20 protein-coding genes are annotated in these 26,025 nt (G+C 64.3%); 2 read left to right on the forward strand and 18 right to left on the reverse strand.

The window, feature by feature from the left end:
• Nucleotides 1-64: 64 nt before the first annotated feature.
• Nucleotides 65-547, reverse strand: coding sequence for a DUF421 domain-containing protein (locus ACVOL0_RS10595; RefSeq protein WP_481549058.1), 483 nt, complete (start codon nt 545-547; stop codon nt 65-67).
• A 399-nt stretch (nt 548-946) separates the two neighbouring features.
• Nucleotides 947-3,715 carry a DNA polymerase I gene (gene polA, locus ACVOL0_RS10600; RefSeq protein WP_481549059.1) on the reverse strand — a complete coding sequence of 923 codons (2,769 nt, stop codon included), beginning with the start codon at nt 3,713-3,715 and terminating at the stop codon, nt 947-949.
• A 78-nt stretch (nt 3,716-3,793) separates the two neighbouring features.
• On the opposite strand from polA, the gene ACVOL0_RS10605 reads away from it, so the two are divergent.
• Nucleotides 3,794-4,075, forward strand: a complete 282-nt coding sequence (locus tag ACVOL0_RS10605) for a DUF2782 domain-containing protein (RefSeq protein WP_313174142.1) — start codon at nt 3,794-3,796, stop codon at nt 4,073-4,075.
• A 331-nt stretch (nt 4,076-4,406) separates the two neighbouring features.
• Here ACVOL0_RS10605 and ACVOL0_RS10610 read toward each other — a convergent pair whose 3' ends face one another.
• The 4 genes from ACVOL0_RS10610 to ACVOL0_RS10625 all read right to left on the reverse strand — a co-directional run bounded on the left by ACVOL0_RS10610 (nt 4,407) and on the right by ACVOL0_RS10625 (nt 9,478).
• On the reverse strand, nt 4,407-4,856 hold the full coding sequence (locus ACVOL0_RS10610) for a universal stress protein (RefSeq protein WP_481549060.1): 450 nt from the start codon (nt 4,854-4,856) through the stop codon (nt 4,407-4,409).
• 89 nt (nt 4,857-4,945) lie between these two features.
• Entirely contained in the window at nt 4,946-5,962 is a 1,017-nt protein-coding gene (gene rtcA / locus ACVOL0_RS10615; protein WP_481549061.1) for an RNA 3'-terminal phosphate cyclase, read from the reverse strand.
• 48 nt (nt 5,963-6,010) lie between these two features.
• Entirely contained in the window at nt 6,011-7,237 is a 1,227-nt protein-coding gene (locus tag ACVOL0_RS10620) for an RtcB family protein (RefSeq protein WP_481549062.1), read from the reverse strand.
• A gap of 693 nt (nt 7,238-7,930) precedes the next feature.
• On the reverse strand, nt 7,931-9,478 hold the full coding sequence (locus ACVOL0_RS10625) for a vWA domain-containing protein (RefSeq protein WP_481549063.1): 1,548 nt from the start codon (nt 9,476-9,478) through the stop codon (nt 7,931-7,933).
• 188 nt (nt 9,479-9,666) lie between these two features.
• Here ACVOL0_RS10625 and rtcR point away from each other — a divergent pair, with 188 nt between their 5' ends.
• The gene (gene rtcR / locus ACVOL0_RS10630) at nt 9,667-11,268 is read left to right on the forward strand and encodes an RNA repair transcriptional activator RtcR (protein ID WP_481549064.1); all 1,602 of its coding nucleotides are present in this window, start codon (nt 9,667-9,669) and stop codon (nt 11,266-11,268) included.
• A gap of 71 nt (nt 11,269-11,339) precedes the next feature.
• Here rtcR and uvrD read toward each other — a convergent pair whose 3' ends face one another.
• From uvrD to ACVOL0_RS10690, 12 genes are all read right to left on the reverse strand, one after another.
• Nucleotides 11,340-13,535, reverse strand: a complete 2,196-nt coding sequence (uvrD, locus tag ACVOL0_RS10635) for a DNA helicase II (RefSeq protein ID WP_481549065.1) — start codon at nt 13,533-13,535, stop codon at nt 11,340-11,342.
• A 179-nt stretch (nt 13,536-13,714) separates the two neighbouring features.
• Complete coding sequence (locus tag ACVOL0_RS10640) at nt 13,715-15,091, reverse strand: FAD/NAD(P)-binding protein (protein ID WP_481549066.1); 1,377 nt, start codon at nt 15,089-15,091, stop codon at nt 13,715-13,717.
• A gap of 153 nt (nt 15,092-15,244) precedes the next feature.
• Nucleotides 15,245-15,412: a 50S ribosomal protein L33 gene (rpmG, locus tag ACVOL0_RS10645; protein ID WP_172675037.1), complete on the reverse strand. Its 168-nt coding sequence runs from the start codon at nt 15,410-15,412 to the stop codon at nt 15,245-15,247.
• 10 nt (nt 15,413-15,422) lie between these two features.
• Entirely contained in the window at nt 15,423-15,659 is a 237-nt protein-coding gene (gene rpmB / locus ACVOL0_RS10650) for a 50S ribosomal protein L28 (protein WP_282270140.1), read from the reverse strand.
• Nucleotides 15,660-15,883: 224 nt separating this feature from the next.
• A complete protein-coding gene (locus tag ACVOL0_RS10655) occupies nt 15,884-16,501 on the reverse strand; it encodes a cation efflux transmembrane domain-containing protein (protein ID WP_481549067.1) in 618 nt (205 codons plus the stop codon).
• A 260-nt stretch (nt 16,502-16,761) separates the two neighbouring features.
• The gene (locus ACVOL0_RS10660; protein WP_481549068.1) at nt 16,762-19,929 is read right to left on the reverse strand and encodes an efflux RND transporter permease subunit; all 3,168 of its coding nucleotides are present in this window, start codon (nt 19,927-19,929) and stop codon (nt 16,762-16,764) included.
• Nucleotides 19,930-19,958: 29 nt separating this feature from the next.
• A complete protein-coding gene (locus ACVOL0_RS10665; RefSeq protein ID WP_481549069.1) occupies nt 19,959-20,963 on the reverse strand; it encodes an efflux RND transporter periplasmic adaptor subunit in 1,005 nt (334 codons plus the stop codon).
• Nucleotides 20,960-22,240 carry a TolC family protein gene (locus tag ACVOL0_RS10670; protein ID WP_481549070.1) on the reverse strand — a complete coding sequence of 427 codons (1,281 nt, stop codon included), beginning with the start codon at nt 22,238-22,240 and terminating at the stop codon, nt 20,960-20,962. Before ACVOL0_RS10670 ends, ACVOL0_RS10665 begins: the two co-directional genes overlap by 4 nt.
• Before the next feature lie 54 nt (nt 22,241-22,294).
• Nucleotides 22,295-22,678: a hypothetical protein gene (locus tag ACVOL0_RS10675; protein ID WP_481549071.1), complete on the reverse strand. Its 384-nt coding sequence runs from the start codon at nt 22,676-22,678 to the stop codon at nt 22,295-22,297.
• A gap of 340 nt (nt 22,679-23,018) precedes the next feature.
• Nucleotides 23,019-24,803 (reverse strand): DUF885 domain-containing protein, encoded by a 1,785-nt coding sequence (locus tag ACVOL0_RS10680; protein ID WP_481549072.1) that lies wholly within the window; start codon nt 24,801-24,803, stop codon nt 23,019-23,021.
• Between the two features lie 109 nt (nt 24,804-24,912).
• Nucleotides 24,913-25,248 (reverse strand): lipid-A-disaccharide synthase N-terminal domain-containing protein, encoded by a 336-nt coding sequence (locus ACVOL0_RS10685; RefSeq protein ID WP_481549073.1) that lies wholly within the window; start codon nt 25,246-25,248, stop codon nt 24,913-24,915.
• 2 nt (nt 25,249-25,250) lie between these two features.
• Nucleotides 25,251-25,973 carry a glycosyltransferase family 2 protein gene (locus ACVOL0_RS10690; protein ID WP_481549074.1) on the reverse strand — a complete coding sequence of 241 codons (723 nt, stop codon included), beginning with the start codon at nt 25,971-25,973 and terminating at the stop codon, nt 25,251-25,253.
• Nucleotides 25,974-26,025 lie beyond the last annotated feature (52 nt).

Consider the following 26,025-nt stretch of genomic DNA (forward strand, 5'->3'; position numbering starts at 1 on the left):
CGGCTTACGCCGCTCCTACAAGTTTGGTTTCCTGGTAAAGCCCCTTGCCGAGCATGGCTCGGCACTACCTGTTGTCCTTCTTGAGGATGATGGTGATGTGACCGTTGGTTTCAAGCAGTGCCAGGTCGACTTCATCGACGTCGTCGCAACCGGCATCGCGCATCGCCTTGGAAAAATCTGCCTTGCTCACCAGTTCGCGCCGCAGCACTTTCTGCAGCACATGGCCATGCCGCGCCAATACCACCGGCTCGCCTTCTATCATCCGCTCCACGGTCGGGCTGCGGGTGGTGATCCAGCCCACGAAGTAATTCAGCCCGATCAAGGTGGCTGCCAGCAACAAGCCACCGGCCAACGACGTGTCCGTCCCCAGCAATGCGTTCTGCACGGCATTGCCCAGCAGCACCAGCAACAACATGTCGAATGGTGTGAACTGGCCCAGCGTGCGCTTGCCCGCCAGCCGCACCATCACCAGCACCACGACATAGACAATCACCGCACGCAGGATGAACTCCCACCACGGCATCGCCAGCGCAAAAAGATCGGACATGGTTCCCCTCCATCACTCGATGACGCCATCCTCGGCCATCGCCGATCAAGATGATACGAGCAGCGCGGCGACTGCATCGGCAGCCGCGATGATCTCATCCGCACAAAAAAGAAGCCCCGCCGACCAGGGGGGGGTCGACGGGGCCGGGGAGCGGGCATTTGGGGAGGAATCCCCGCTCCGAGATCTGCTCCAGGGGATGGGAGAGATCCGCGACAGACGTTGCGTCTGTCGCGGACTATATGAGCATTCCCAACCTTGATGGATCGTGAAGATTCTGTCGTTCTTTCAGGAGAATTAAGGACAGATTCATCTGCCAAATACGAGTGGTATTTAATAAATACGATGTAACGCGACGCATTGTTTCATTTACTAAAACTTTCTAGTTAAGAAACTAGAAAATCAATGAGCTTCGTCCCAATTTTCCCCGATTCCGGTATCGACTACCAAGGGCACACGCAGGCTCGCGGCGGCTGCCATCCGTTGCTCGACTTCGGCGCGCAAGGTGTCGATGAATGCGATGTCGGCCTCGAACACCAGTTCATCGTGCACCTGCAGGATCATCTTGGCCTTGTCACTGTGCCCCTGCAGCCAGCTGTCCACGCTGACCATCGCGCGCTTGATGATGTCCGCGGCGGTGCCCTGCATCGGCGCATTGATGGCGGCACGCTCGGCACCGGCGCGCAGGCCCTGGTTGCGGGCGTTGATGTCATTCAAGTACAGGCGGCGACCAAACAGGGTTTCCACATAACCCTGCTCACGTGCCTGCACGCGCATGCGCTCCATGAAATCGCGCACCGCCGGATAGCGGCTGAAGTACAGCGCCACATAATCCTGTGCCTGGCCGCGATCGATGCCCAGGTTCTTGGCCAGGCCAAATGCGCTCATGCCGTACATCAAACCGAAGTTGATCGCCTTGGCCGCGCGACGCTCGTTCGGCGTCACCTCGTCCAGCGCGCGACCAAACACTTCGGCCGCGGTGGCACGGTGCACGTCGGCGCCCTGCTCGAACGCACGCACCAGGCCCGGGTCTTCGGACAGATGCGCCATGATCCGCAGTTCGATCTGCGAGTAGTCGCAGGCCATCAGCTTGCGCCCCGCCGGTGCGACAAAGGCCTGGCGGATGCGGCGGCCATCCTCGGTACGCACCGGGATGTTCTGCAGGTTGGGGTCGGATGAAGACAGGCGCCCGGTCGCGGCACCGGACTGGTGATAGCTGGTGTGCACGCGACCGGTATCCGGGTTGACCATCTCCGGCAGCTTGTCGGTATAGGTGCTGCGCAGCTTGGTCAGCCCACGGTACTCCAGGATCACCCGCGGCAATTCGTGCTGCTCGGCAATCGCCTCCAACGCCTCTTCATTGGTGCTGGGCTGGCCCTTGGGAGTCTTCACCAATGCTGGCAGGCCAAGCTCGTCGAACAACACCGCCTGCAGCTGCTTGGGCGAATCCAGGTTGAAGGTATGCCCAGCCAGCTCGGTGGCCTTCTGCTGCGCAGCCAGCATGCGTGCGGACAGATCATTGCTCTGCCGCTTCAACTCAGCCGCATCGATGCGTACGCCGTTGGCCTCGATGCGCGCCAGCACTGGCACCAGCGGCATCTCGATGTCGCGGTACACGCCTTCCAGCGACGGTATCGCCGCCAGCTGCGGGGCCAGCACACGGTGCAGGCGCAGGGTGATGTCGGCGTCCTCGGCGGCGTAGGCGCCGGCTTCGTCGATGCCTACCTGGGCAAACGAAATCTGCTTTGCGCCCTTGCCCGCCACGTCCTCGAACTTGGTGGTGGTGTAGCCAAGATAGCGCTGCGCCAGCGAGTCCATGTCGTGGCGGGTAGCGGTGGAGTTCAGCACGAAGCTTTCCAGCATGGTGTCGTCGGCATAGCCCCGCACGTCGACACCGTGGCGGCGCAGCACATGGATGTCGTACTTGCCGTGCTGGCCGAGCTTCTTCTTGCCGGCGTCCTCCAGCAGCGGCTTGAGCGCATCCAGCACCTGCTGCAGCGGCAGCTGTGCCGGCGCGCCCGGGTAGATGTGGCCGACCGGGATGTACGCACCCTTGCCCGTTTCCACCGCCAGACTGATGCCGACCAGGTTGGCGCGCATCGCATCCAGCGCATCGGTTTCGGTATCGAAGGCGAATTCGTCGGCAGCCTGCAAACGCTCAACCCAGGCCTGCAGTTGTTCGCCGGTGAAGACCGTCTCGTATTCACCCTTGGTCGCCATCGCCGGATCAAGGCCGCTCACCGGTTCGCTGTCGGCCGCCTTGGCATAGCCGGCAGCAGTGCCACGCAGGCTGGGCTTGCTGTCGGCAGCGACGTCCGGTGCGGCAACCCCACCCAGTTCACGCAGCGCCTGGGTGAAGCCGTAACGCGCATACAGGCCGCGCAGCGACTCCACGTCCTGTTCGCGCAGCTGCAGGTCGCGTGGCCCCTGTTCCAGCGGCACGTCGGTGCGGATGGTGACCAGATCACGGTTCAAGGGCAGGCGCGGCAGCGCAGCACGCAGGTTCTCGCCGATCTTGCCCTTCATGCTCGGGGCGGCGGCAATCACGCCATCCAGATCGTTGTATTCGGCCAGCCACTTGGCAGCGGTCTTGGGACCGCACTTTTCAACGCCGGGCACGTTGTCGACGGTGTCACCCATCAAGGCCAGGTAATCGACGATCTGCTCGGCATGCACGCCGAACTTCTCCATCACCGCTGCATCCGAATCGGTGCGGCTACCGGTCATGGTATTGACCAGCACCACGCCCGGCCGCACCAGCTGGGCGAAATCCTTGTCGCCGGTGGAGATGGTGACCTCCAGTCCGTCCGCAGCGGCAGCCAGTGCCAGCGTACCGATCACGTCATCGGCTTCGACACCGTCGACACGCAGGATGTCGATGCCCAGCGCCTGCACGATGTCGCACATCGGCTGCACCTGCGAGCGCAGGTCGTCGGGCATCGGCGGGCGGTTGGCCTTGTACTCGGCGTACATGTCGTCACGGAAGGTCTTGCCCGGCGCATCGACCACGAAGGCGACGTACTCAGGCTTCTCTTTCAGCGTGGAACGCAGCATGTTGACCACGCCGAACAGCGCGCCGGTAGGCTCGCCGTTGGCGTTGGTCAGCGGCGGGAGCGCGTGGAACGCGCGGTACAGGTAACTGGAACCGTCAATAAGGACTAATCTGCTCATGCGCTGATTCTACGCGGCGGGCCGCTGCTGCATGTGGACAGGCATAATCGGACCATTCCCACCGAAGGAAGCACCACCATGAAATCCTTGCTGCTGATCCCCCTGCTGGCCCTGGCCGGCTGCGCCACTCTCGGCGCTGGCTCGCCACCGGTTGATGTCAAAGGTGCGGATGTCACCCGCAAGGCGATGGACAACGGCGACACCATCGAGGAATACCGCGTCGGTGGCACCCTGCGCATGGTCAAGGTGACCCCGGCCCGTGGTGCCCCGTTCTACATGTACGACCGCGATGGCGACGGCCGCATGGACAGCGACAAGGACGGCACCAAGCCGGTGTACTGGAAGCTGTATAGCTGGTGAGCTTCTACCCCCTCCCTTGCGCGAAGCGCAGGGGAGGGTTGGGGAGGGGTGCTTTTGGCAGCCAAGCCCGCAGGCCAACACGCCCGCTCACCCGGTAAGACAAAGCCCTCGAATCGAGGGCTTTGTTGATTCCGGTTGCTGGTTTCTTTGGGGACATAGCGGGAAGCAACCCCTCCCCAGCCCTCCCCTTCGCTGCGCGCAAGGGAGGGGGCAACAGCCCTCGACCGAGGGCTTTGTTGATTCAGGTTGCTGGTTCCTTTCGGGGACGCAGCAAGAAGCCCCCTCCCCAGCCCTCCCCTTTGCCTACGGCAAAAGGGAGGGGGTGAAGGCCTCAGCGGATCACCAGCACCGGCACCGTGCTGCGGGCCAGCACTTCGGAGGTCTGGCTGCCCAGCAGTACCCGGGTGACGCCACGGCGGCCGTGCGAAGTCATCACAACCAGATCGCTGCCGCAGGCCTTGGCGGTGTCGATGATGCCGTCGGCGGCGTAGCGGTCCAGCACGTGGTGGGTCTGCACGTCGGCCACATCAGCTGCGTGTGCCGCGGCCAGCGCCGGCTGCAGGATCTTCTGCGCGGCGTCCTCGCGGTCCTTCTTGTACTCCGGGCTGGCCTCGTAGCCGGCACTCCAGCCCATGGCGTCGTACATCCCCACCGCCCACGGCTCGGAAACCGTGACGATGTCGGCATGCGCCCCCAGCTGGGCGGCCAGTTCCAGCCCCTTGGCCAGGCCCTTGGCGGAAAGCTCGGAACCGTCGGTGGCGATCAGGATGCGCTTGTACATGGCAGTTCTCCTTGCAGGAAAGGGTGGTGGTGACACCATTGCACACCCGATGTTGCCTCCATGCCTTGCGCAAGATCAAACCGGGCCGATCAGGCGCTGACCCATACCTCCCAGTGTGGTCCGCGCTGCTGCCAGTCGAATTCCACCGGCAGGAACTTCTCGATCAGCCGCGCATTGCTGCACAGATGATCGCTGAGGGTGGCGGTGGTGAAGCGGCCACCGCCAGCCAGCGCCATCGGCAGCAACAACTGGTCTGACAGGTGCTCGCCCACGCAGGCACCGCCATCCAGGTAGGCCTGCACGGTATCGGCCAGCCGGCCTGCCACGTCCTCGGCAGCCAGCCCGCGCTCGCCGTGGCTGTCGAAATGCTCGACATGCTGGTCATGCCGCACCGTCACCGAAGCCACATTGCCCGGCCCCAGCGCCGGCCGCACCACCCGCACATGGCGTGGATGGGTGTCCACGCCGAAGCGCTTGGCCAGCACATCCAGCTCGCGCTGACCGATGGCGGCAGGCAGGCCCGACACCAGTACCTGTGCCTCCAGCGCCTGCAATGGCCCGCGCACGCTGAACTCGAGTGGCTGCAACTGCGTACACGCCTGCACCGTCGCTTCCAGCACCCCGCCACCGGCCGGATGGAAGCCCGGGGTATGCAACTGCAACTCCGCCTGCACGCCCATCCGCGCCAATGCCGGTAGATAGCAGCTGCTGATGAAGTCGGCGCTCGGCGCCATCGGGTTGTGCGTGCCGCCTTCCAGCCGCACGCGCGATGGCGAAGCTGCCTGCCATAGTGCCGGCAGCACGGTCTGCAGCACCAGTGTCGCCGAGCCTGCGCTGCCGATGGCGAAGTGGTAGTCGCCCGCCTGCACGATGCCAGGCACGAAGCGCAGCGTGGTCGCCCCCAGCGCAGCGCCTTCCACCTGCGCATTGCTGATCCGCGCTGCGGCGTTGACCGCGGTCAGGTGCTGGCGCATCAGTCCCGGCCGCGAACGCATCGCACGGATGTCCTGCATGGCGAAGCCAATCCCGGTGCACAGGCTCAAGCTCAGGGCGGAACGCAGCAGTTGCCCGCCGCCCTGGGTTCCATCGATTTCAATCATTTCCATTGTCCTGCCTTCCTGTGGCGCCCCACCGCAGTGGGGCGCCATCTTGCCTTATCCCTTCACACACACCACCTGACGCAGGGTATGCATGATCTCAACCAGATCGCGCTGCGCCTCCATCACCGCCTCGATCGACTTGTAGGCGGCCGGTGACTCATCCACTACCTCGGCGTCCTTGCGGCATTCCACGTGCGCGGTGGCCTTGATGTGGTCATCCACGCTGATCAGTTTGCGCGCCTTGGTGCGGCTCATCACGCGGCCGGCACCGTGGCTGCAGCTGTGGAAGCTGTCCTCGTTGCCCAGCCCGCGCACGATGAAGCTCTTGGCGCCCATGCTGCCCGGGATGATGCCCATCTCGCCCTTGCGTGCACTCACCGCGCCCTTGCGGGTGACCAGTACATCCTTGCCGAAGTGGTGCTCGCGGTTGACGTAGTTGTGGTGACAGTTGACCGCCTCGGCCTGGGCCTCGAACGGCTTGCTGATCACCGTACGCGCGGCCGCAACCACATTGCGCATCATCACCTCACGGTTGATACGGGCGAAACGCTGTGCCCAGTCGACCGCGAACACGTAGTCGCCGTAATGCGCGCTGCCTTCCGGCAGGTACGCCAGGTCCTGGTCCGGCAGGTTGATCATCCAGCGACGCATTTCCTGCTTGGCCAGCTCGATGAAGTAGGTGCCGATGGCATTGCCGACGCCACGCGAGCCGGAGTGCAGCATGAACCACACGCGCTGCGCTTCATCCAGGCATACCTCGACGAAGTGGTTGCCAGTGCCCAGCGTTCCCAGGTGCTTGAGGTTGTTGGTGTTCTTCAGCTTGGGGTGGCGCTCGCAGATCAGGGCGAAGTCGGCAGCAAGCTGCGACCAGCCTTTCACCGCCAGCTCCGGTGCGGTGTCCCAGCTGCCCTTGTCGCGGCCGCCACGGGTCACGCTGCGGCCGTGCGGCACTGCGCGCTCGATCGCGCTGCGCAGCGCCGACAGGTTGTCCGGCAGGTCGCTGGCGGTCAGCGTGGTGCGGGTGGCGATCATGCCGCAGCCGATATCCACGCCGACGGCTGCCGGGATGATGGCGCCGATGGTCGGTACCACCGAGCCCACGGTTGCGCCCTTGCCCAGGTGGACGTCGGGCATCACCGCCACCCACTGATGGATGAAGGGCAGGCGCGCGATGTTCTTCAGCTGCTCGCGGGCTTCGTCTTCCAGTGGCACGCCGCGCGTCCACAGCTTGATCGGTGCCGCACCCGGCTCCTGGATCACGTTGTAATTGGTGTCGTTCATTGATGGCTTTCCTGTCATCTTCAAATCAAAGGTGCGGTGACAAAGGGGGTGGAACTGTCTGCAGTGCCAGCACAGGGCTGGCAAGGCAGTCGGGACTTGAACCCGACCCCGAAGGGCTTCCAATGTAGTTCCACCTGCATTCACCGCGTGCAACATCTGCAAAAGGTGCCGGCCTGCACGACAAGGTTTGAAGGAACATCCTGCTCTAACCAGACTGAGCTACCGCTGCGTTTCCACAACGGGCGGGATTCGAACCCGCGACCCGGAGCTTAAGAGGCTGTAGTTCCTTCGGCATTCGTGCATGCCGACGTTGAAGCGCTTTCATGCCGAAGCACGAAGTAATACGAACAAGGTGCCGGCAAGTACGACAAGAATGATGGAACGTTTCACCGCTGTGCCACGAGGCAAGGCGGCGATCCTGCTCTATCCACTGAGCTACCGATGCATTGCGGCATCGGGCGGGAATCGAACCCGCGACCTGGAGCGTCAAATGCTGTAGTTCCATCGGCATTCGTACAGACCGACATGAAGGGTGGGAGCAGACGGCAAGGGTTGGACTGACTCTCCGGATTCGAACCGGAATGAACAACCAATGTAGTCAGGCCGGCATCCGCCTTCTCCCATGAAATAGTCTCCAGGCCCGGCCGGCCCCATTGCCGGCCGGGCATCACATCGGCGACATCCGTATCGCCCTTACAAATTCATCGCCGCGATCCGCTCCACCCAGCGCGGACGCTGGGCCGGCGGCAGGCTGGCATTGGCCAACAGCTCGAACACCGCATCGCTGAAACCGCCGATATGCAGCACGTCCTCGCGCTCGACCGTCTGGCTGCTGGCCACCGGCTGCAGATCAATGCAGACCAGCTGCGCCTGCGGGCAACGCGCCTTCAGCGCGGCCCACTCACGCATGGTTGCGGTCTCACGGTTGCCGCGGGTGTCACGCCAGCTTTCGTTGTCCGACACCAGCACCAGCAGATCCACCTGCGCCCGCTTGCGGTTGAGATGCGCCAGCGGTGCGCTTACCGAGGTGCCGCCACCATTGATCGCCAGCTGCCGCGCCAAGGTCATCACGCTGTCACGCGGGTTCAGCTGCTGCGGACGTACCTCGGTGTCGAACGGCAGCACCTGCGCCTGCGGGTGACCGCGCAACACACAGGCCGCGATCAAGGCCGCCACGTCGACGCACCGCGCCGCCGAGCTTGCCCCCTTGCGATAGCCGGTCACCGGCCACTGCATCGAACCGGAGACGTCCACCGCCACAACTACGTTGCCCTGCAATGCCGGCACCGACGCGGTCGCCACTTCCATCGCGTCCTGCAGCGCGTCCAGGATCGAACGCGGCAGTGCCGCACCGGCGTGGTAAGCCATCAGCAGCTGGTAAGGCAGCACCCGCGAGCGGGCGATCTGCTGCGGGTCACGCAGCTTCGCTGCCACTTCAGCCACCATCGCCGCATCCTCAAACACACCGTGACGGGCAAAGGTGTTCAAGTTCATCCGCAGCTGCTGCCAGCTTGAGTTGCGCGCCAGCACCGACCACTGCGCGGCATCCAATGCCAGCGCGCTGTAGTACTGGAACGGCAGGTCCGGCAGCATCCCGCGCGGTTCGCGCTTGAACGCCTCGTAGGCACGCAGTTCCGCTGGCAACAGCGCCTCGTCGTACGGCCCCCCGATCACCCAGGCATACAGCGCCTCACGCGCGGCATCCTGCGGCTTGGGGTGGACCATGCGGATCACATCGGCCAGCGACGGCTGGTTGCCGATCGCAGCGCGGATGATCGCCTTCGGCGAAGCCTGCTCCAGCCACTGCCGCAGCAGGCGCTTCGGCAACGAGCCCAGCGAACGGCGACCCACCCGACCGCTGCGCATGATCTGCACGAAGGTGCGCAGCATGCGACCGTTGTCGACCACATGCGGGAAGGCCGCGGCAAAGGCCTCGCCATCACGCACGCTCAGCAGCGCCAACAGCAGCGCCGGCACGTCCTTCATATGCGCCACACCGTGGGCATAGGCGGCGGTGCGGGCAATGAAGCCGGCATCGACCTCGTTGCACAGCGCCTGCACCTGCTCCAGCTGCGCATCGGCGCTGGCGTAGAAGGTGCTGTTCAAGCAACCGGTGGCGGCGAACAGGGCCAAGGCCGCACGCGGGTCGCGGACATAGGCCGATCCACCGGCTTCGTTGCGCACCGTGGCCTTCGGCAGCAGGGCGCCGCGGAAGGATGCGAACAGATTTGCGTTGGCCATTTCGTGTCTCCTTGGCGGGAACTGCCCGCCGCTTGTCTTGCCCCTATAAACGCAATCGCCGTGCCAACCTTTCTATTCTTCGATCAATTTATTGATTTACAAAGATATTTTTAATTTCCAGGAGAAGATTCGCGCATCCACGATGCGGACCTACGTATACTTTGAGCGCGCCTTTTATAGGAATGGATATGTCCAAGCGTCAGGTCATCTTCGGCATGCTCGGCACCCAGCTCGATTCGGGCAGCGGCCCCGGCCGCTGGGAGAAATGGCGGCCCACGGTCGCCCTGGGCATGCACGAGGACTTCCAGCCCGACCGCATCGAGCTGATGCTGGACCAGCGCCGCTTCAGCCGGCTGGCCAAACTGGTGCAGGAGGACCTGGCGCTGGTATCACCCAGCACCGAGCTGCGCCTGCACGACACCTATCTGGTCGACCCCTGGGAATTCGAAGGCGTCTACGCACGCCTGCATGACTTCCTGGCGAGCTATCCCTTCCAGCCGGACGAGGAGGACTACTACGTCCACATCACCACCGGCACCCACGTCACCCAGATCTGCTGGTTCCTGTTGACCGAAAGCCGGCACTTCCCCGGCCGCCTGCTGCAGACCTCGCCGCCGCGCAAGCAAGCCAATGGCGACCCCGGCAGCCACACCGTGATCGACCTGGACCTGTCGCGCTACGACCACATCGCCCAGCGCTTCGCCCAGCAGCAACTGCAGGACCGCGACCTGCTCAAGAGCGGCATCGCCACCCGCAACCCGGGTTTCAACCGGATGATCGAGCAGATCGAGAAAGTCGCGACGCGCTCGCACGCACCGATGCTGCTGACCGGCCCCACCGGTGCCGGCAAGAGCCAGCTGGCCAAGCGCGTGTTCGAGCTGAAGAAGCTCAAGCACCAGCTGCCCGGGCGTTTCGTCGAGGTGAATTGCGCCACCCTGCGTGGCGATGGCGCGATGAGCACCTTGTTCGGCCACACCAAGGGCGCCTACACCGGCGCCAGCAGCGACCGCGCCGGCCTGCTGCGCTCAGCCCATCAGGGCCTGCTGTTCCTCGACGAGATCGGCGAGCTGGGTGCGGACGAGCAGGCCATGCTGCTGCGCGCACTGGAAGAGAAGCGCTTCCTGCCGGTGGGCAGTGACCGCGAGGTGGAAAGCGACTTCCAGCTGATTGCCGGCACCAACCGCGACCTGCAGCACGATGTCCGCCAAGGCCGCTTCCGCGAGGACCTGCTGGCACGCCTGAACCTATGGACTTACCAACTACCCGGCCTTGCCGAACGCAGCGAGGACATCGAGCCCAACCTGGAATTCGAACTGGAGCGCTGGTCACGCGAGCAGCACGAACGCGTGCGCTTCAACGCCGAAGCGCGTAGCCGCTATCTGACATTCGCCACCAGCAGCGAAGCTGCATGGCGCGGCAACTTCCGCGATCTGGGCGCCAGTGTTGTGCGCATGGCGACACTGGCCAATGCCGGCCGCATCCAGACCGATGGCGTTGACGAGGAGATAAACCGCCTGCGCACGCAATGGCATGGCGGCGATGATGCATCGCCGCTGCAGGCATTGATGGGTGATGCAGCGAACCAGCTGGACCGCTTCGACCGCGTGCAGTTGGAGGAAGTGGTACGCGTCTGCCTGCGCTCAAAAACCCTGTCAGCAGCTGGCCGTGAACTGTTCGCGGTATCGCGTACCCAACGCGCCAGCACCAACGACGCCGACCGCCTGCGCAAATACCTGGCCAAGTTCGATCTGGACTGGGAGCAGCTGAGGAATCACGCAACCCAACTGTAGTGCCGAGCCATGCTCGGCAGCTCTCCACTCAGACAATGGGCACCGACAAACCGCCGGCACCCATCACCAAATCAAATCACTGTCAGATTTGCATATGCCATCACCAGCCACTTGCTGCCGGCGTCGGCGAACTCGACCTGCACGCGAGCATGCTGGCCGTTACCTTCGTAGTCGGTGACCATGCCTTCGCCGAACTTCGGGTGATTCACCAACGCACCGAGCTTGATTGGCGGTGCTTCGATATTGGCGTGGCCGCCCATCGACCGGCTTGCACCAAGCGAAGCCGGGCGCGAGACCTGCACCTTGGGGCGCACTTCGTTGAGCAGCTCGCGCGGGATCTCGCGCAGGAAGCGTGACGGCAGGCTGTAATTGTCCTGGCCGTGGATGCGGCGCGATTCGGCATAGCCCAGCACCAGCTTCTGCCGCGCGCGGGTGATGCCGACATAAGCCAGACGGCGCTCCTCTTCCAGACGCCCGCTTTCTTCCAGCGAGCGTGCGCTGGGGAACAGGCCCTCTTCCATGCCAGCCAGGAACACCAGCGGGAACTCCAGGCCCTTGGCCGAGTGCAGCGTCATCAGCTGCACCCCTTCTTCACCTGCCTGTGCCTGGCCTTCGCCAGCTTCCAGCGAGGCATAGGACAGGAACGCAACCAGCTCGCTCATGTCCTCGGCACCTTCTTCGATATCGTCCTCGCGACGCACGAAGCGCGATGCCACCGAAATCAATTCGTCGAGGTTGTCGGTACGCGATTCCGAATCCAGCGCGTTGCGGCTTTCCTTGCCCCAATGTTCACGCAGCGCCGAACGCGACAGCACATGATCGATGCGCTCGGACAGATCCATCTCGCCGGTCTCGGCGGTGATCTGCTGCACCAGGTTGATGAAGCCGGCCAAGGCATTCTTCGCGCGCGAGGTCAGGTCGGTGCCCTGCGTGGCCAGCATCGCCGCTTCCCACAATGGCAGCGCCTGCTGGCGCGCAATGCGTCGCACTTCGTCCAAGGTGCGCTCGCCGATGCCGCGCGTCGGCGTGTTCACCGCGCGCTCGAAGGCCGCATCGTCGTTGCGATTGGTCATCAAACGCAGGTAAGCCAGCGCGTCCTTGATTTCGGCACGCTCGAAGAAGCGCATGCCGCCATACACGCGGTACGGCACCTGCTCGCTGAGCAGCGCTTCTTCGAAGGCACGCGACTGTGCGTTGCTGCGGTAGAGCACGGCGACGTCGCCGTAGCTGCCACCATCACGCACCCACTGCCGCGCACGCTCGACCAGGTAACGCGCCTCGTCCATTTCGTTGTAGGCGGCAAACAGATCGATCGGATCACCGTCGCCGCTGTCGGTCCACAGCTGCTTGCCGATGCGGTCCGGGTTGTGCGCGATCACCGCATTGGCGGCGCCAAGGATGTTGGCGGTGGAGCGGTAGTTCTGCTCCAGGCGGATGGTCTGCGCGCCAGGGAAATCCTTGAGGAAGCGCTGCACGTTCTCGACCTTGGCGCCGCGCCAGCCGTAGATGGCCTGGTCATCGTCACCGACCACGAACACATGCGCGCTGTCGCCGGCCAGCACGCGCACGAAGGCGTACTGGATGGCATTGGTGTCCTGGAATTCGTCGACCAGGATCTCGCGGAAGCGGGCGCGGTAATGCGCCAGCAGCGCCGGGTTGTCGCGCAGCAGTTCATGCGCGCGCAGCAGCAGCTCGGCGAAGTCGACCAGGCCGGCGCGGTCACAGCGCTCCTGGTAGGCCGCATAGGCCTGGCGCAGGGTTTCGCCCCACTGGTCATGCGGCTCGGGCTGGATGTGCTGCGGACGGCGGCCTTCATCCTTCTGCGTATTGATCCACCACATCACCTGCTTGGGCGGGTACTTGCTGTCGTCCAGCTCAAGCTGCTGGACCACGCGCTTGACCATGCGCAGCTGGTCGTCCGAATCCATCACCTGGAAGGCTTCGGGCAACCTGGCATCGGCCCAGTGCAGGCGCAGCAGACGATGTGCCAGGCCGTGGAAGGTGCCGATCCACATGCCGCGGCTGCCCTTGCTCAGCTGCAGGTCGATACGGTGGCGCATTTCGCCGGCCGCCTTGTTGGTGAAGGTAACCGCGAAAATGCCGTGCGCGGGCACGCCACAGACTTCGGTGAGCCAGGCGATGCGATGGATAAGCACGCGCGTCTTGCCGGAACCGGCGCCGGCAAGAATCAGGTGGTGACCAAGAGGCGCGGAAACGGCCTCGCGCTGGGCTGCGTTCAGCCCGTCGAGCAGGTGGGAGACATCCATGCGCCCATTTTACGGGAAGGCGTCCCGGTAGTGCCGAGCCATGCTCGGCAAGGGCTTTACCAGGAACCAGTTTTGCAGGAGCGGCGTAAGCCGCGAAGCCGGCAGTGTTGGAAAGGCCTTAAGAGCCAACCCCTCCCCAACCCTCCCCTTTGCTGCGCAAAAGGGAGGGGGCAACAGCATTACAGCGCTTGTTTTGCTGCCGCTGCCGCCTGCCCACGCAATTCAGGAATGGCCAGGCTTTCCCACAGGCTGCCAATACGCAGGCTGCCCAACACCTGCACGCGCGGCTCGACCACGCCATCGGCGTCGATCAAGCTGCCATCCGGCGCTGTATCCAGACCAATCCCATGCGGGCCGGCGCGGCCCACGCCACTGCCGAGCAACTGCTGCAGCAGCGGATTGCGCATCGCCTGGGCACGCATCTCCACGCCGGTGGCATTGACCACGCATTGCACTTCCAGCTGCAGCGGCTGACGCCAACGGTCCTGTGCGGTCAGACGTACGCAGGCGCCTTCGGCAACGGCAGTTTCCAGGCGACCACGATGCAACAGCAGCCGATCAGCTTTCTGCAGCTCCAGCAGCTGCGCATGCAACGGCGCGGCGATACGGTGGCGATGTACATCCCAGTAGCGCACCACATGGCGCAGGAAACGCCGCTGGTCGTCGAATGAGAGGGTTTGCCACAGCCGTTGACCCAGCGGACGGATACGCTCCATCACGCTCTGCCACGGGATATCACGCGCTGCCGCTTCGGCCGCATGACATCGCAGCGCATGCATGCGCTGGCGAAGGTTCATTGCCAACAATGGCTCGGGATCGTAGTCGGCCGCAGCGCCCTTGGCATGCGGCAACGGCAGCAGCGCATGCCGCGACAGCACGTGGATACGGCCGCGATGACCATTGGCCTGCAGCGTTGCCACGCTGTCGGCCATGCTCAGCCCGGAACCGATGATCGCCACGTCAGCGTTGTCCGCAATGCCGTCGAGTGCCGGGTAATCCCAGGCTTCCACGCGCTTGCCGTCGGCCAGGCCGCTGGCCCCGCGCGCCGGCAACGGCCGCAGCGCATTGCCCACCGCCAGAATCACCCGGCCAGCCTGCAGTGGTCGGCCCGAATCCAGGGTCAGCAGTACGCCTTCGTCATTCGGCTGCAGTGTCTGTACCCGTGCAGCCAGAATCTCGAACTGCGCAGGGCTGGCGTCCACCGCCTGCTGCAGACGGTGGCGCAGGTAGTCGGCGTAAAAACGACGCGACACGAACTGCCCGGCCAACTGTTCCCGCGACAGCCCAGGAAAGGCCTGCACTTCACACAGGTAGTCGAGGAAATCCTCGGGTTGTTCAGGAAAGCCGCTCATCTTGGCGGTCGGCACGTTCAGCACGTGCTCGTCGCGGGTGGTGGCATAGGCCACGCCGCGGGCCAGCGGCAGGTTCGGCTCGATCACCAGCAGGCGCAGCGGCTGGCTTGCGCCGCGCAGTACGCCGATGGCAGCGAGTACGCCGGCGGCGCCACCACCAATGATGGCCAGGTCACACAATGCAGGGGTATCGATAACACTCATCTGCCCGATTGTAGGCGATGCGGTACCCCGGCCTGATGCTGCAGGGGCATGTATTTATGCTTGCAGGGCGGGAACTTTTTCACGGCCCTGAAACACAAAACCCGCCTTTCGGCGGGTTCTGCTTGGAACAGCAGCTCAAACAATCCGTGAGGATTACTTGATCTTGCCTTCCTTGTACATCACGTGCTTGCGAACAACCGGATCGTACTTGAGGAATTCCATCTTCCCCGGGGTGTTCTTCTTGTTCTTGTCGGTCGTATAGAAGTGGCCGGTACCGGCCGAGGAAATCATACGGACCTTATCGCGCTTGCCTGCCATGATCGTCTACTCCTCAGACCTTTTCGCCGCGCGCACGCAGCTCAGCCAGAACGGAATCGATACCGTTCTTGTCGATGGTGCGCAGTGCATGCGCGGAAACACGAAGCTTGATCCAGCGGTTCTCGCTGGCAACCCAGAAACGACGCTCGTGCAGGTTCGGCATGAAACGACGACGGGTCTTGTTGTTGGCGTGCGAGACGTTGTTACCCGTCTGCACTCGCTTGCCGGAAACTTGGCATACGCGGGACATTGCGCACCTCGGTAATGTTGATGACTTCCTTAGCCAGGAAGACGGCGGCCCCGGCGGTTACCCGCCACGCGTCATGGGAATCAAAGGGTTACGCTGACGAGGATGACCAGATGACGTGTTCCCGGCCACCGATCCGGAGAATTCCGGACACAGCGAGCCGCGTATTATGCCCAGACCCGGTGGTGCTTGCAAATCCAAGCCCGTGCAGACGGCCCTACGCCCATTCAGGCTGAACGCAGTTCCCGCCATGCGGCCAGCGCCACCTTCCAGGCCGAGCGCAGGAACAGCAGCAACAAAGCCACTGCAATCAGCAGATCCGGCCAGCCGGCGCCGAAGACCCAGACCGCCAGCGCGGCCAGAATTACCGCACAGCCCTCGTAGACGTCATTCAGCGAACAGGCCCAGGCCGACGCCAGGTTGATGTCGCCCTGCCGGTATGGCCATAGCAGGCGCAGGCAGAACAGATTGGCGGCCAGATTAAGCAGCGCGGCGATGCCCATGCTCTCGAACAGCGGCAGATGCGGATGCGCCAGCTTCCAGGCGATGCCTGCGGCGACCGCGATTGCCGCGCACAGGATGAAGACCGCCTTGAGCATAGCCACGCGCGCCTTGGCGGCGAGGCTGGCGCCGACCACGGCCAGACTGAGTGCGTAGGTAAGTGCGTCACCGAGGTTGTCCAGGCTGCCGGACAGCAATGAGGCCGAACCGCTGTGCCAGGCGGCGAGCATCATCATCACGAAGGTGATCAGGTTGATCGCAAGCACCTGGTACAGCACGCGGCGCTGCTGCGCCTGCATGCGCTCGACTTCCAGGGTTTTGCCGCAGCCGCAACAGTCGCTCATCTTGGTTCCGGGGGAAGGGCTCTGCCGGATTATCGCGCTGATATGCGCGGGCTTGTAGAGATGGGTGAAACAACGGCCAAGGCTGAAGCGGTAGTGCCGAGCCATGCTCGGCAGGGGCCTTACCAGCGAAAAGCTTGCCCTCACCCCAACCCCTCTCCCGTGAACGGGAGAGGGGCTTTAAGCGAAGCAGAAGCTTCAAGCCAAGGCCAAAGCAAAAGCAAAAACCGAAGCCGAAGCAAAAAACTCAAGCCACACAGGCGCTACTTTCCGTTGCGGTGCAGCCAGCGGTACAGCACCGGCAACACCAGCAGGGTCAGCAGGGTGGACGAGACGATACCGCCGATCACCACCGTTGCCAGCGGCCGCTGCACTTCCGAACCCGCACCCACATTGAACGCCATCGGTACGAAGCCCAGCGATGCGACCAGCGCGGTCATCAACACCGGTCGCAAACGGCCCAGTGCGCCTTCGCGCACGGCCACATCCAGGCTGCGACCCTGCTCGCGCAGGTGACGGATGAAGCTGATCATCACCAGACCATTGAGCACCGCCACACCGGACAGCGCGATGAAACCAACGCCCGCCGAAATCGACAAGGGAATGCCACGCATCGCCAGCGCCAATACCCCACCGGTCAAGGCCAGCGGCACACCGCTGAACACGATGCTGGCATCACGCGCCGAACCGAAGGCCCAGAACAGCAAGGCGAAGATCAGCAGCAAGGTCACCGGCACCACGACCGCCAGACGCTGGCTGGCCGAGATCAACCGCTCGAAGCTGCCGCCGTATTCCACCCAGTAGCCGGCCGGTACCTTTACCTGCGTGCCGATGGCCTGCTGCAGCTCGCTGACGAAGCCACCCAGATCGCGATCACGCACATTGGCGGTGATCACGATGCGGCGCTTGCCGTTGTCGCGGTTGATCTGGTTCGGGCCTTCGCTGCTTTCGATACGCGCCAACTCACGCAGCGGCACCGTGCGCGCATCGCCACTGCGCCAGCCACCCGCACGGCTGGATTCATCCGCACTGTCCTGTGCCAACGCAGGTTCCAGCGACACCGGCAGATCGGCCAGCGCCGCCGGGTCCTGGCGGATGCTTTCCGGCAGGCGCACGACGATATCGAAGCGTCGATCACCTTCGAACAACTGCCCGGCCACACGCCCGCCAACCGCGGTGGAAACAGTGGACTGCAGCTGGCCCGGGTTGAGCCCGTAACCCGCCAATGCAGAGCGGTTTGGCGTAACCGTCAACAACGGCAAGCCACTGGTCTCCTCCAGGCGCACATCGGCCGCACCCGGCACCTTGGTGGCCACTGCGGCGATGCGCTGGCCGACCTGCGCCAGGGTCTCCATGTCGTCACCGAACAGCATCACCGCCACGTCGGCACGCACGCCCGAGATCAACTCGTTCATGCGCATCTGGATCGGCTGGGTGAACTCGTAGTTGTTGCCCGGCAGCTCCTCCACCGCCGCTTCCAGTTCGGCCAGCAGCTGGCTGCGCGGCTTGCGCGGGTCCGGCCATTGTTTGCGCGGCTTCATCATGATGAAGGTGTCGGCGACCGATGGCGGCATCGGGTCGGAGGCGACTTCCGGCGTGCCGATCTTGGAGAACACCTTCTCCACTTCCGGCACCTGCTGCAGGCGTGCTTCGACCTGCTTCTGCATGTTCACCGATTGGGTGAGGCTGGTGCCGGGGATGCGCATGGCGTGCATGGCGACATCGCCCTCATCGAGGTTGGGCACAAACTCGCTGCCCAGCCGCGTTGCCAGCAAGCCGCAGCCAACCACCAGCACCAGCGCACCGGCAACCACCAATCGCCCACGTCGCATCACCCAAGCCAACAGCGGCTCGTAACGCGCACGCAGCCAAGCCATCAGCCGGTTTTCCTTTTCCTCCACGCGACCGCCGAGGAACATCGCAATCGCCGCGGGAACGAAGGTCAGCGACAACAACATCGCGCCGCTCAACGCCAGCACCACGGTGATCGCCATCGGGTGGAACATTTTTCCTTCAACGCCGGTCAACGCGAAGATAGGCAGGTAGACCGCGGTGATGATGCCCAGGCCGAACAGGCTGGGGCGGATGACTTCGGCGGTGGCGCTGGCGGTTTCGGCGAAACGCTCCTCGCGGGTCATCGCCCGGCCCAGCGCGTGCGTGCGCTCGCCAAAGCGGCGCAGGCAGTTCTCGATGATGATCACCGCACCATCAACAATCAGGCCGAAGTCCAACGCACCAAGACTCATCAGATTGGCAGAGACGCCGCCACGCGCCATGCCGGTCAGGGTGAACAGCATCGCCAGCGGAATCACCGCGGCGGTGATCAGCGCCGCACGGAAGTTGCCCAACAGCAGGAACAACACCACGATCACCAGCAGCGCGCCTTCCAGCAGGTTCTTGGCGACGGTCTGGATGGTGCGATCAACCAGCGCAGTACGGTCATAACTGGCGGTGACGGTGACGCCTTCAGGCAGGCTGCGCTGCGCCTGTTCCAGCTTGGCCGCAGCGGCCTGCGCCACATCGCGGCTGTTGGCACCTACCAGCATGACTACCGTACCCATCACCACTTCGTGGCCATTCTGGGTGGCGGCACCGCTGCGCAGCTCCGGCCCTTCGGCCACATCGGCGACGTCATGCACATGGATCGGCACGCCCTCGCGGCGGGCCAGCACGATGTTGCCGATTTCCTCCAAACCAGCGACTTGTCCGGGCACACGCACCAGGAACTGCTGGCCGTTGCGCTCGATGTAACCGGCGCCGATGTTCTGGTTGTTGCCTTCCACGGCTTCGGCAACATCATCCAGGGTGAAGCCCAGCGCACGCAGCTTGGCCGGATCCGGGGTGATGTGGATCTGCCGCTGATAGCCACCAATCGTATTGACCTCGGTGACGCCTGGCACGTTGCGTAGCTGCGGCCGCACCACCCAGTCCTGCAGCGTGCGCAGGTCGGTGGCGGTATATGGCGAACCATCGGGTTTGCGCGCCTTGGGATCGGCGTCGATGGTGTACATGAAGATTTCGCCCAAACCCGTCGCGATTGGTCCCAGCTGCGGGTCCAGGCCCTCCGGCAACTGTGACTTCACCTGCTGCAGGCGTTCGGCAACCTGTTGGCGGGCGAAGTACAGATCGGTGCCGTCCTTGAACACCACCGTCACCTGCGACAGGCCGTAGCGCGACAGTGAGCGCACCTGTTCGAGTTTCGGCAGACCCGCCATCACCGTTTCCACCGGATAAGTGATGCGCTGTTCAGTCTCCAGCGGCGAATAGCCATCGGCAGCGGTGTTGATCTGTACCTGGACGTTGGTGATGTCGGGCGTGGCGTCGATGGACAGGCGGGTGAAGCTCCAGCTGCCAATCGCGATCAAGGCCAGGGTAAGCACCATCATCATCCAGCGATGGGCGATGGCGCTGCGGATGATGCGCTCAAGCATGGCGGCACCCTCCAGCTTGCATACACTGATCAATGTTCATGCGCGGCCCCCGCCTTGCCGATATCGGCCTTGACCACATAGCTCTGCTCGACCACGACCTGCTCGCCAACGCGCAGGCCGTCCTTGACTTCGACCTTGCCGGCATCGCGTGCACCCAACACCACCGGGCGCGCGCTATAGGTGTCACCTTCACGTACGAACACCACGTCACGGCCTTCCATGGTCTGCAGTGCGGAGAGCGGCACGACCACCGCAGCAGGCTGCATCGCCACCACGATGCGCGCCTTCACCGCCGCGCCGGGTCGCCACAAGCCGTCGTCATTGCGCACGCTGGCACGGGCCACGGTGCTCTGGCTTGCAGTGGCAGTGCCGGGCAGCACGCGTTCCAGCGTGGTGCTCTGGCTGACGCCATCGGTCATGCGGGTGACCGTGACCGGCACGCCGGCGGTGATGTGCTGGGTGTCGTTGCCGAAGATATGCAGGTCCACCCACAGCTCGGACAGGTCGCCGATCTCGAACAGCGGTGTGCCCTCGCCCGCGACCGCGCCCACCTGTGCCTGCCGCGACAGCACAACGCCGCTGATCGGCGCGCTGACACTATAAGTAGTCAGGCTGAGGTTGCTGTCGATGCTGGCCAGGGTCTGGCCGGCACTGACCCGGTCGCCCACATTGGCCCGCAGCGTGCGCACCGGCCCGGGGAAGCGTGCAGTCACCTGGGCGACGCGACCGTCCACTGGCGTCAACAAACCCTGAACTTCGTGCTCGTCGGCGATGGTACCGGCCTGCACGGCAGCGCTGCGGATGCCGGCCTGCTCGGCCATGGCAGCCTTGATGGTGGTGCTGTCGGTCTCGCCTTCCTCACCCTCTTCGTGCGCGTGACCGTCTGCGTCACCGCCCTTTTCCTCATCGTGGTCGTGGCCAGCTTCCTCTGCTGCGCCCGCGCCAGCTTCAGCAGCCGGCTTTGCACCGCAGCCGACCAGCAACAAACTCATTGCCAGCACGCCGGCAGCTACAACATTCATAGGACGGCTCATCGTGCGTTCTCCACGGCAGCGGTTGCATCGGTGGCCAGCATTCCCTGGCCGGTGAGGCGCTGGATCTCGATCAGCGCGGTCTGTGCGGCGATGGCTGCGTCCAACTGGCGCTGCCGCGATTCAATGCGCATGGCCTGCAGCTGCGCCCACTCCATGTAGCTGGCGGCACCGGCGCGCCAGGCCTGCTCGGCGGCACGCTCGGCCTTCTGCAACTGCGGCAGTACATCCGCCTGCATGCGCTGAACTTCCAGACGTGCGGTGACATAGCGACCGTGTGCCTCGGCCAGGGTGGCGTAGAGCTGCTGCTGACGGGCCTGGCGCTGATAGGGAAGCAGGGCGAGATCGGCTTCTGCCTCGCGGATTTCCGGCGCGGCACGGCGGGCGCTGCCCAGCGGGATGCTGAAGCCACCGACCAGCGAGGTCGCGTTGTCGGCGCGGCTGTTGCGCACGCCCACCTGCCAGTTCCAATCCGGACGGCTGCGGGTGCGCACCAGTTGCAGCTGCGCCTCGCGGATACGCTGTTCGCCGAGCAGTTCGGCCAGCTCCGGTGCGCGCTGCAGATCTTCATTGAGCAATGCGAAATCACGCAGTGCTGGCAGTTGCAGCGCATCGCCACTCACCGTATTGAAGTCAGGGGTGCGTGCGCCCCACAACGCGGCCAGCGACAGCCGCGCTGCGCCTGCTTCTTCGATGGCACGATCGCGATCCAGTTCGGCCTGCGCCAGCATTGCCTGCGCGGTGAACAGCACCGACTCCGGCGAAGCACCTGCCTGCAACCGCAGGCGCGCGGCAGCGACGGCACGGCGGCGCTGCTCGATGTCCGTATTGGCGATCTGCAACGCTGATTGCGCCTGCGCTACGGCGAGGTAGCGGCGCGCGGTTTCGGCAAGCAGATCGAGCCTGGCGGTGGCACGCTGCGGTGCCAGTGCATCGATATTGGCCTGGGCCAACATGCGGCGGGCATCAAGCTTGTCGCCACGCTCCAGTACGCCGGACAGGCTGACCGTCGCTTCGGCGCCCTGCACGCCGCGGGTATCACCGCTGCCGAGCAGGTTCTCCAGTTCCACGCCCAGCTGCATCGGCGGACGCAGCAACGCGGCGTCGCGGCGGGCTTCAAGCACGGGGCGCTGCGCATCGATCAGGCGCAGTTCGGGGTGATCAAGGGCAACGCGGACGATGGCATCGTCCAGCGTCAACGGCACAGCAGACGCCGGCGCCTGCGCATACGCGCGCGGCACCAGCGCAAAGGCGACAACCGCCGCCAGGCGCATCCACATGGGTTTCTCCAGATAGCAGGTTCAGACGTGGGGACCGGCCAGGGGACCGGGACGTCAGACGGCTATCGGGGGGCGGAACAGACTCTCGGTCGGGTGCGAGACCCGTTGCGTGCCAAAGGTGGCCACTGCTTGTTGTGCAGGCGGCGATGCCACGATCCAGGCAGGGGTAACGGTAGGCAGCACGCCACCGTGGCCGTGGCAGTCCACGCAATGCACCAAGGCGTGCAGCAGTGCATTGGCGCTGTCTTCGGCATCCGGGGCCGTGGCCAGCTTGCTGTCGTCGTGCTCATGCACGTCGGCACCGATGTCGCTGTGCGCCAGCATGTGGATGTCGGTCAGTGCTGCGGCCAGCGAAGTGCCGAATACGCCAAGGCCGACCAGCGCCAGCATCAGCAGGCGTAGCAGGTGGAGGCGGCGGTGGCGCAGGGCGTGCAGCATCGGCGCAGGTTAGCGGGTGCTTGATGGGTTACACAATCGCAGTGTGGTTGCGGCGGTTCAGGTGTGGGCTGTTGCCTCTCCCCTTTGGCGCAGCCAAGGGGGAGGTTGGGAGGGGGTGGCTTTGCTTGTGGCTTTCGCTTGTTGCTTTGGGTCACTGCGAAGAGCACCCCTCCCCAACCCGCCCGGCCCGAAGGCACAGCCTTCGGTCGTTCATCAGGCCGCGCGCCAGTGGCGCGCAAGCAGGCCTTCTTCACCCCCTTGGCTGCGCCAAAGGGAGGGAGCTAGAAGCACCCCTCCCCAACCCTCCCCTGCGCGTTGCGCAAGGGAGGGAGCAAAGCACTCACTTCGCCGCTTTGCGCTCGGCGATATAGGCCTGGATCTGCTGCTCAAGCACCGGCAGCGGCACCGAGCCCTGCTTGAGCACGGCGTCGTGGAAGCCCTTGATGTCGAACTTGTCGCCCAGTTCCTTCTCGGCCTGCGCGCGCAGCTTGACGATGGTGATCTCGCCCAGCTTGTAGCTCAGCGCCTGTGCCGGCCAGGAAATGTAGCGGTCCACTTCGGTGGTGACTTCGTGCTCGCTGAGCGCGGTGTGGTCACGCAGGTAGGCGATCGCGCGGTCGCGGTCCCAGCCGTAGTGGTGCACACCGGTGTCGATCACCAGGCGGCAGGCACGCCACATTTCATAGGTCAGGCGGCCGAAGTCTTCGTACGGGGTCTGGTAGATGCCCATGTCGACGCCGAGCTTCTCGGTGTACAGGCCCCAGCCCTCGCCATAGGCCGAGATATAGGCGGTGCGGCGGAACTCGGGCTGGCCGGTCTGCTCGGCGGCGAGTGCGCCCTGCAGGGCGTGGCCCGGGTCGGACTCATGCAGGGTCAGTGCCGGCAGGTTGTACAGCGGGCGCGCCGGCAGGTTGTAGGTATTGAGCCAATAGGTGCCCATGCCGCCACGGCCGGCGGTCCAGAACGGGGCGATATCCGGCGGCACCGGCACGATGGTGAAGCGCGCGCGCGGCAAGGTCATGTACTTGCCGATCACGCCGTCCACGCGCTTGGAGATCCACGCCGCACGCCACAGCAGTTCGTCCGGCGTCTTGGCGTAGAACTGCGGGTCGGTACGCAGGAATTCGAGGAAGTCAGCGAAGCGGGTCTGCTCGCTCTTACCCTTGAAGCCCACCTTGTCGATGATGGCGTTCATTTCCTGCTGGATGCGGTTCACCTCGGCCAGGCCCTGCGCATGGATCTGCTGCGGGCTCAGGTCCAGCGTGGTGTATTCGCGGATCTGCTGGCGGTAGAACTCCTTGCCGCCCGGCATTTTCTCGGCCGCCAGGGTGGTGCGCGACTGCGGCACGTATTCCTGCCGGTAGAAAGTCAGCAGCTTGCCAAAGGCCGGCACCACGCTGCCGCTGATGGCCTGCCTGGCATCGGCCTGCAGCTTGGCCTGCTCGGCGGCAGGAATGCTGTTGGGCAGCTTCTTCAGCGGCTCGTACAACGGCGACTCGGTCGGGTCCTTCAACTCGGCCACGGTCGAGATCGACACATCGCGCCCTTCCAGCACCGCACGCGGCACGCTGAAACCACGGGCAAGACCGGCGCGCATATTGACCATCTGCTGGTCGAAGTAACGCGGCACATCGTTCAAGCGCGCGATGTAGTTGCGGTAGTCATCCGCGGTCTTCATCTCGCGGCGGGCCATGAAGCTGAGGTTGGACCAGAACGAGGAATCCGAATTGAACGGCATCTCGTAACTACCCAGGCGCACTTCATCGGCCAGGCTTTCGACCTGGTAGTGATAGATGGCGTAGTTGATCTGGTTTTCGGCGGAGAGCTTGCTCGGGTCAATCGCCTTGAGCTTGCCCAGCACCTCGTCCCATACCTTCAGCCGTGCCTGCTGGGCAGCGGCGCTGACATCGGGCAGACGCGTGCTGTTGGCCGGGGCATCACTGTCTTCGCTGGCTTCACCGCCACCGGTCTGGCGCCAGGCCCATTCCTTCTCGTAGATGGCCTTGAACTGCTCATCCAGCGATTGGGTGGCCAGCGTGGCCGGGGCCGACGGTGCGGCGGCAAAGGCCGGGGTGGCGCTCAGGCCAAGGGTGAGCAGCAGCGCAACGGTCAACGGCGATTTCACGATCGGTATTCCCCAGGTGATTCATTCACCCCGATCATCGCATTGAAGCTACCGCCCGACCTAGACGGATTCGGGCAGCAAACCGCCGGATTTGGGCACAGTCACCCGCTCAGTGGCTGGCCTTGTCACGCTGCCAGCCGCGGTGCTTGATGTCCAGGCGCAGGCTGTAGAGCGCGGTGAACGCCGGGAACAGGTTCTGCACCACCCCCACCGCATCCTGCTTGGAGGAGAACAGGAAGTAGCTCAGCGTCATCAGGCTGCCGAGCACGCTCATGTACCAGAACAGGCGCGGGATCACCGGCTTTCCGGCCCGCCGCGAGGCCACGAACTGCACCAGCCAGCGGCCGCCGAACATCAACGCGCCGGTCAGGCCGATCAGCTTCCACGGCGACATGTGCAGGCCGGTCCACTCCAGCCACACCAGCGGTTGGTTCATGAACTCCATGCTCAGAACTCTTCCACCGCGGTGCGCTTGGAACGGGTGATCAGCCAGGCCACGCCACGCAGGTCGCGGATGCCGACCAGGGCGCGGCCGAGGTTGTTGTACTTGGACACGCCGGCGGTGCGGTGACGGTGATTGACCGGCACGCTGACGGTCTTCCAGCCCGCACGCTGCATCAGCGCCGGCAGGTAGCGGTGCATATGGTCGAAGTACGGCAGGTCGAGGAAGGCGGCGCGCTCGAACAGCTTGATGCCGCAGCCGGTGTCCGGGGTGTCATCGCGCAGCATGCGCGCACGGATGGCATTGGCCCACTTGCTGGCCCAGCGCTTGCTGCCCGAATCCTGGCGGTTGACGCGCCAGCCGGCGAACAGCCTGACCTGCGGTTCGGCCTTGGCGTGTGCGGCCAGCAGCTTGGGAATATCGGCAGGGTCGTTCTGGCCGTCGCCATCGAGGGTGGCGATCCACGGCGCGCGTGCGGCCTTGACGCCGGTGCGCACTGCCGTGCTCTGCCCGCTCTGGCTGACGTGGTGCAGCACCCGCAGCTCCGGGTTGGTGGTCTTCAGCGCCTGCAGGACCTGCAGGCTGTCGTCCTTGGAGTTGTCGTCGACGTAGACGATCTCGAAATCGATCTGGCCGCGCAGCGCGGCGGTGATTTCGTTGACCAGCGGGGTGACGTTGTCGCGTTCGTTGAAGACGGGAACAACCACTGAGAGGCTGGGCTGGTTCATTGCTGATTCCGCAGGTTGTGCATTTGAAGAAAGGTCACGCATTTTCCAAAAC

Source organism: Stenotrophomonas sp. STEN021, from assembly GCF_056760175.1.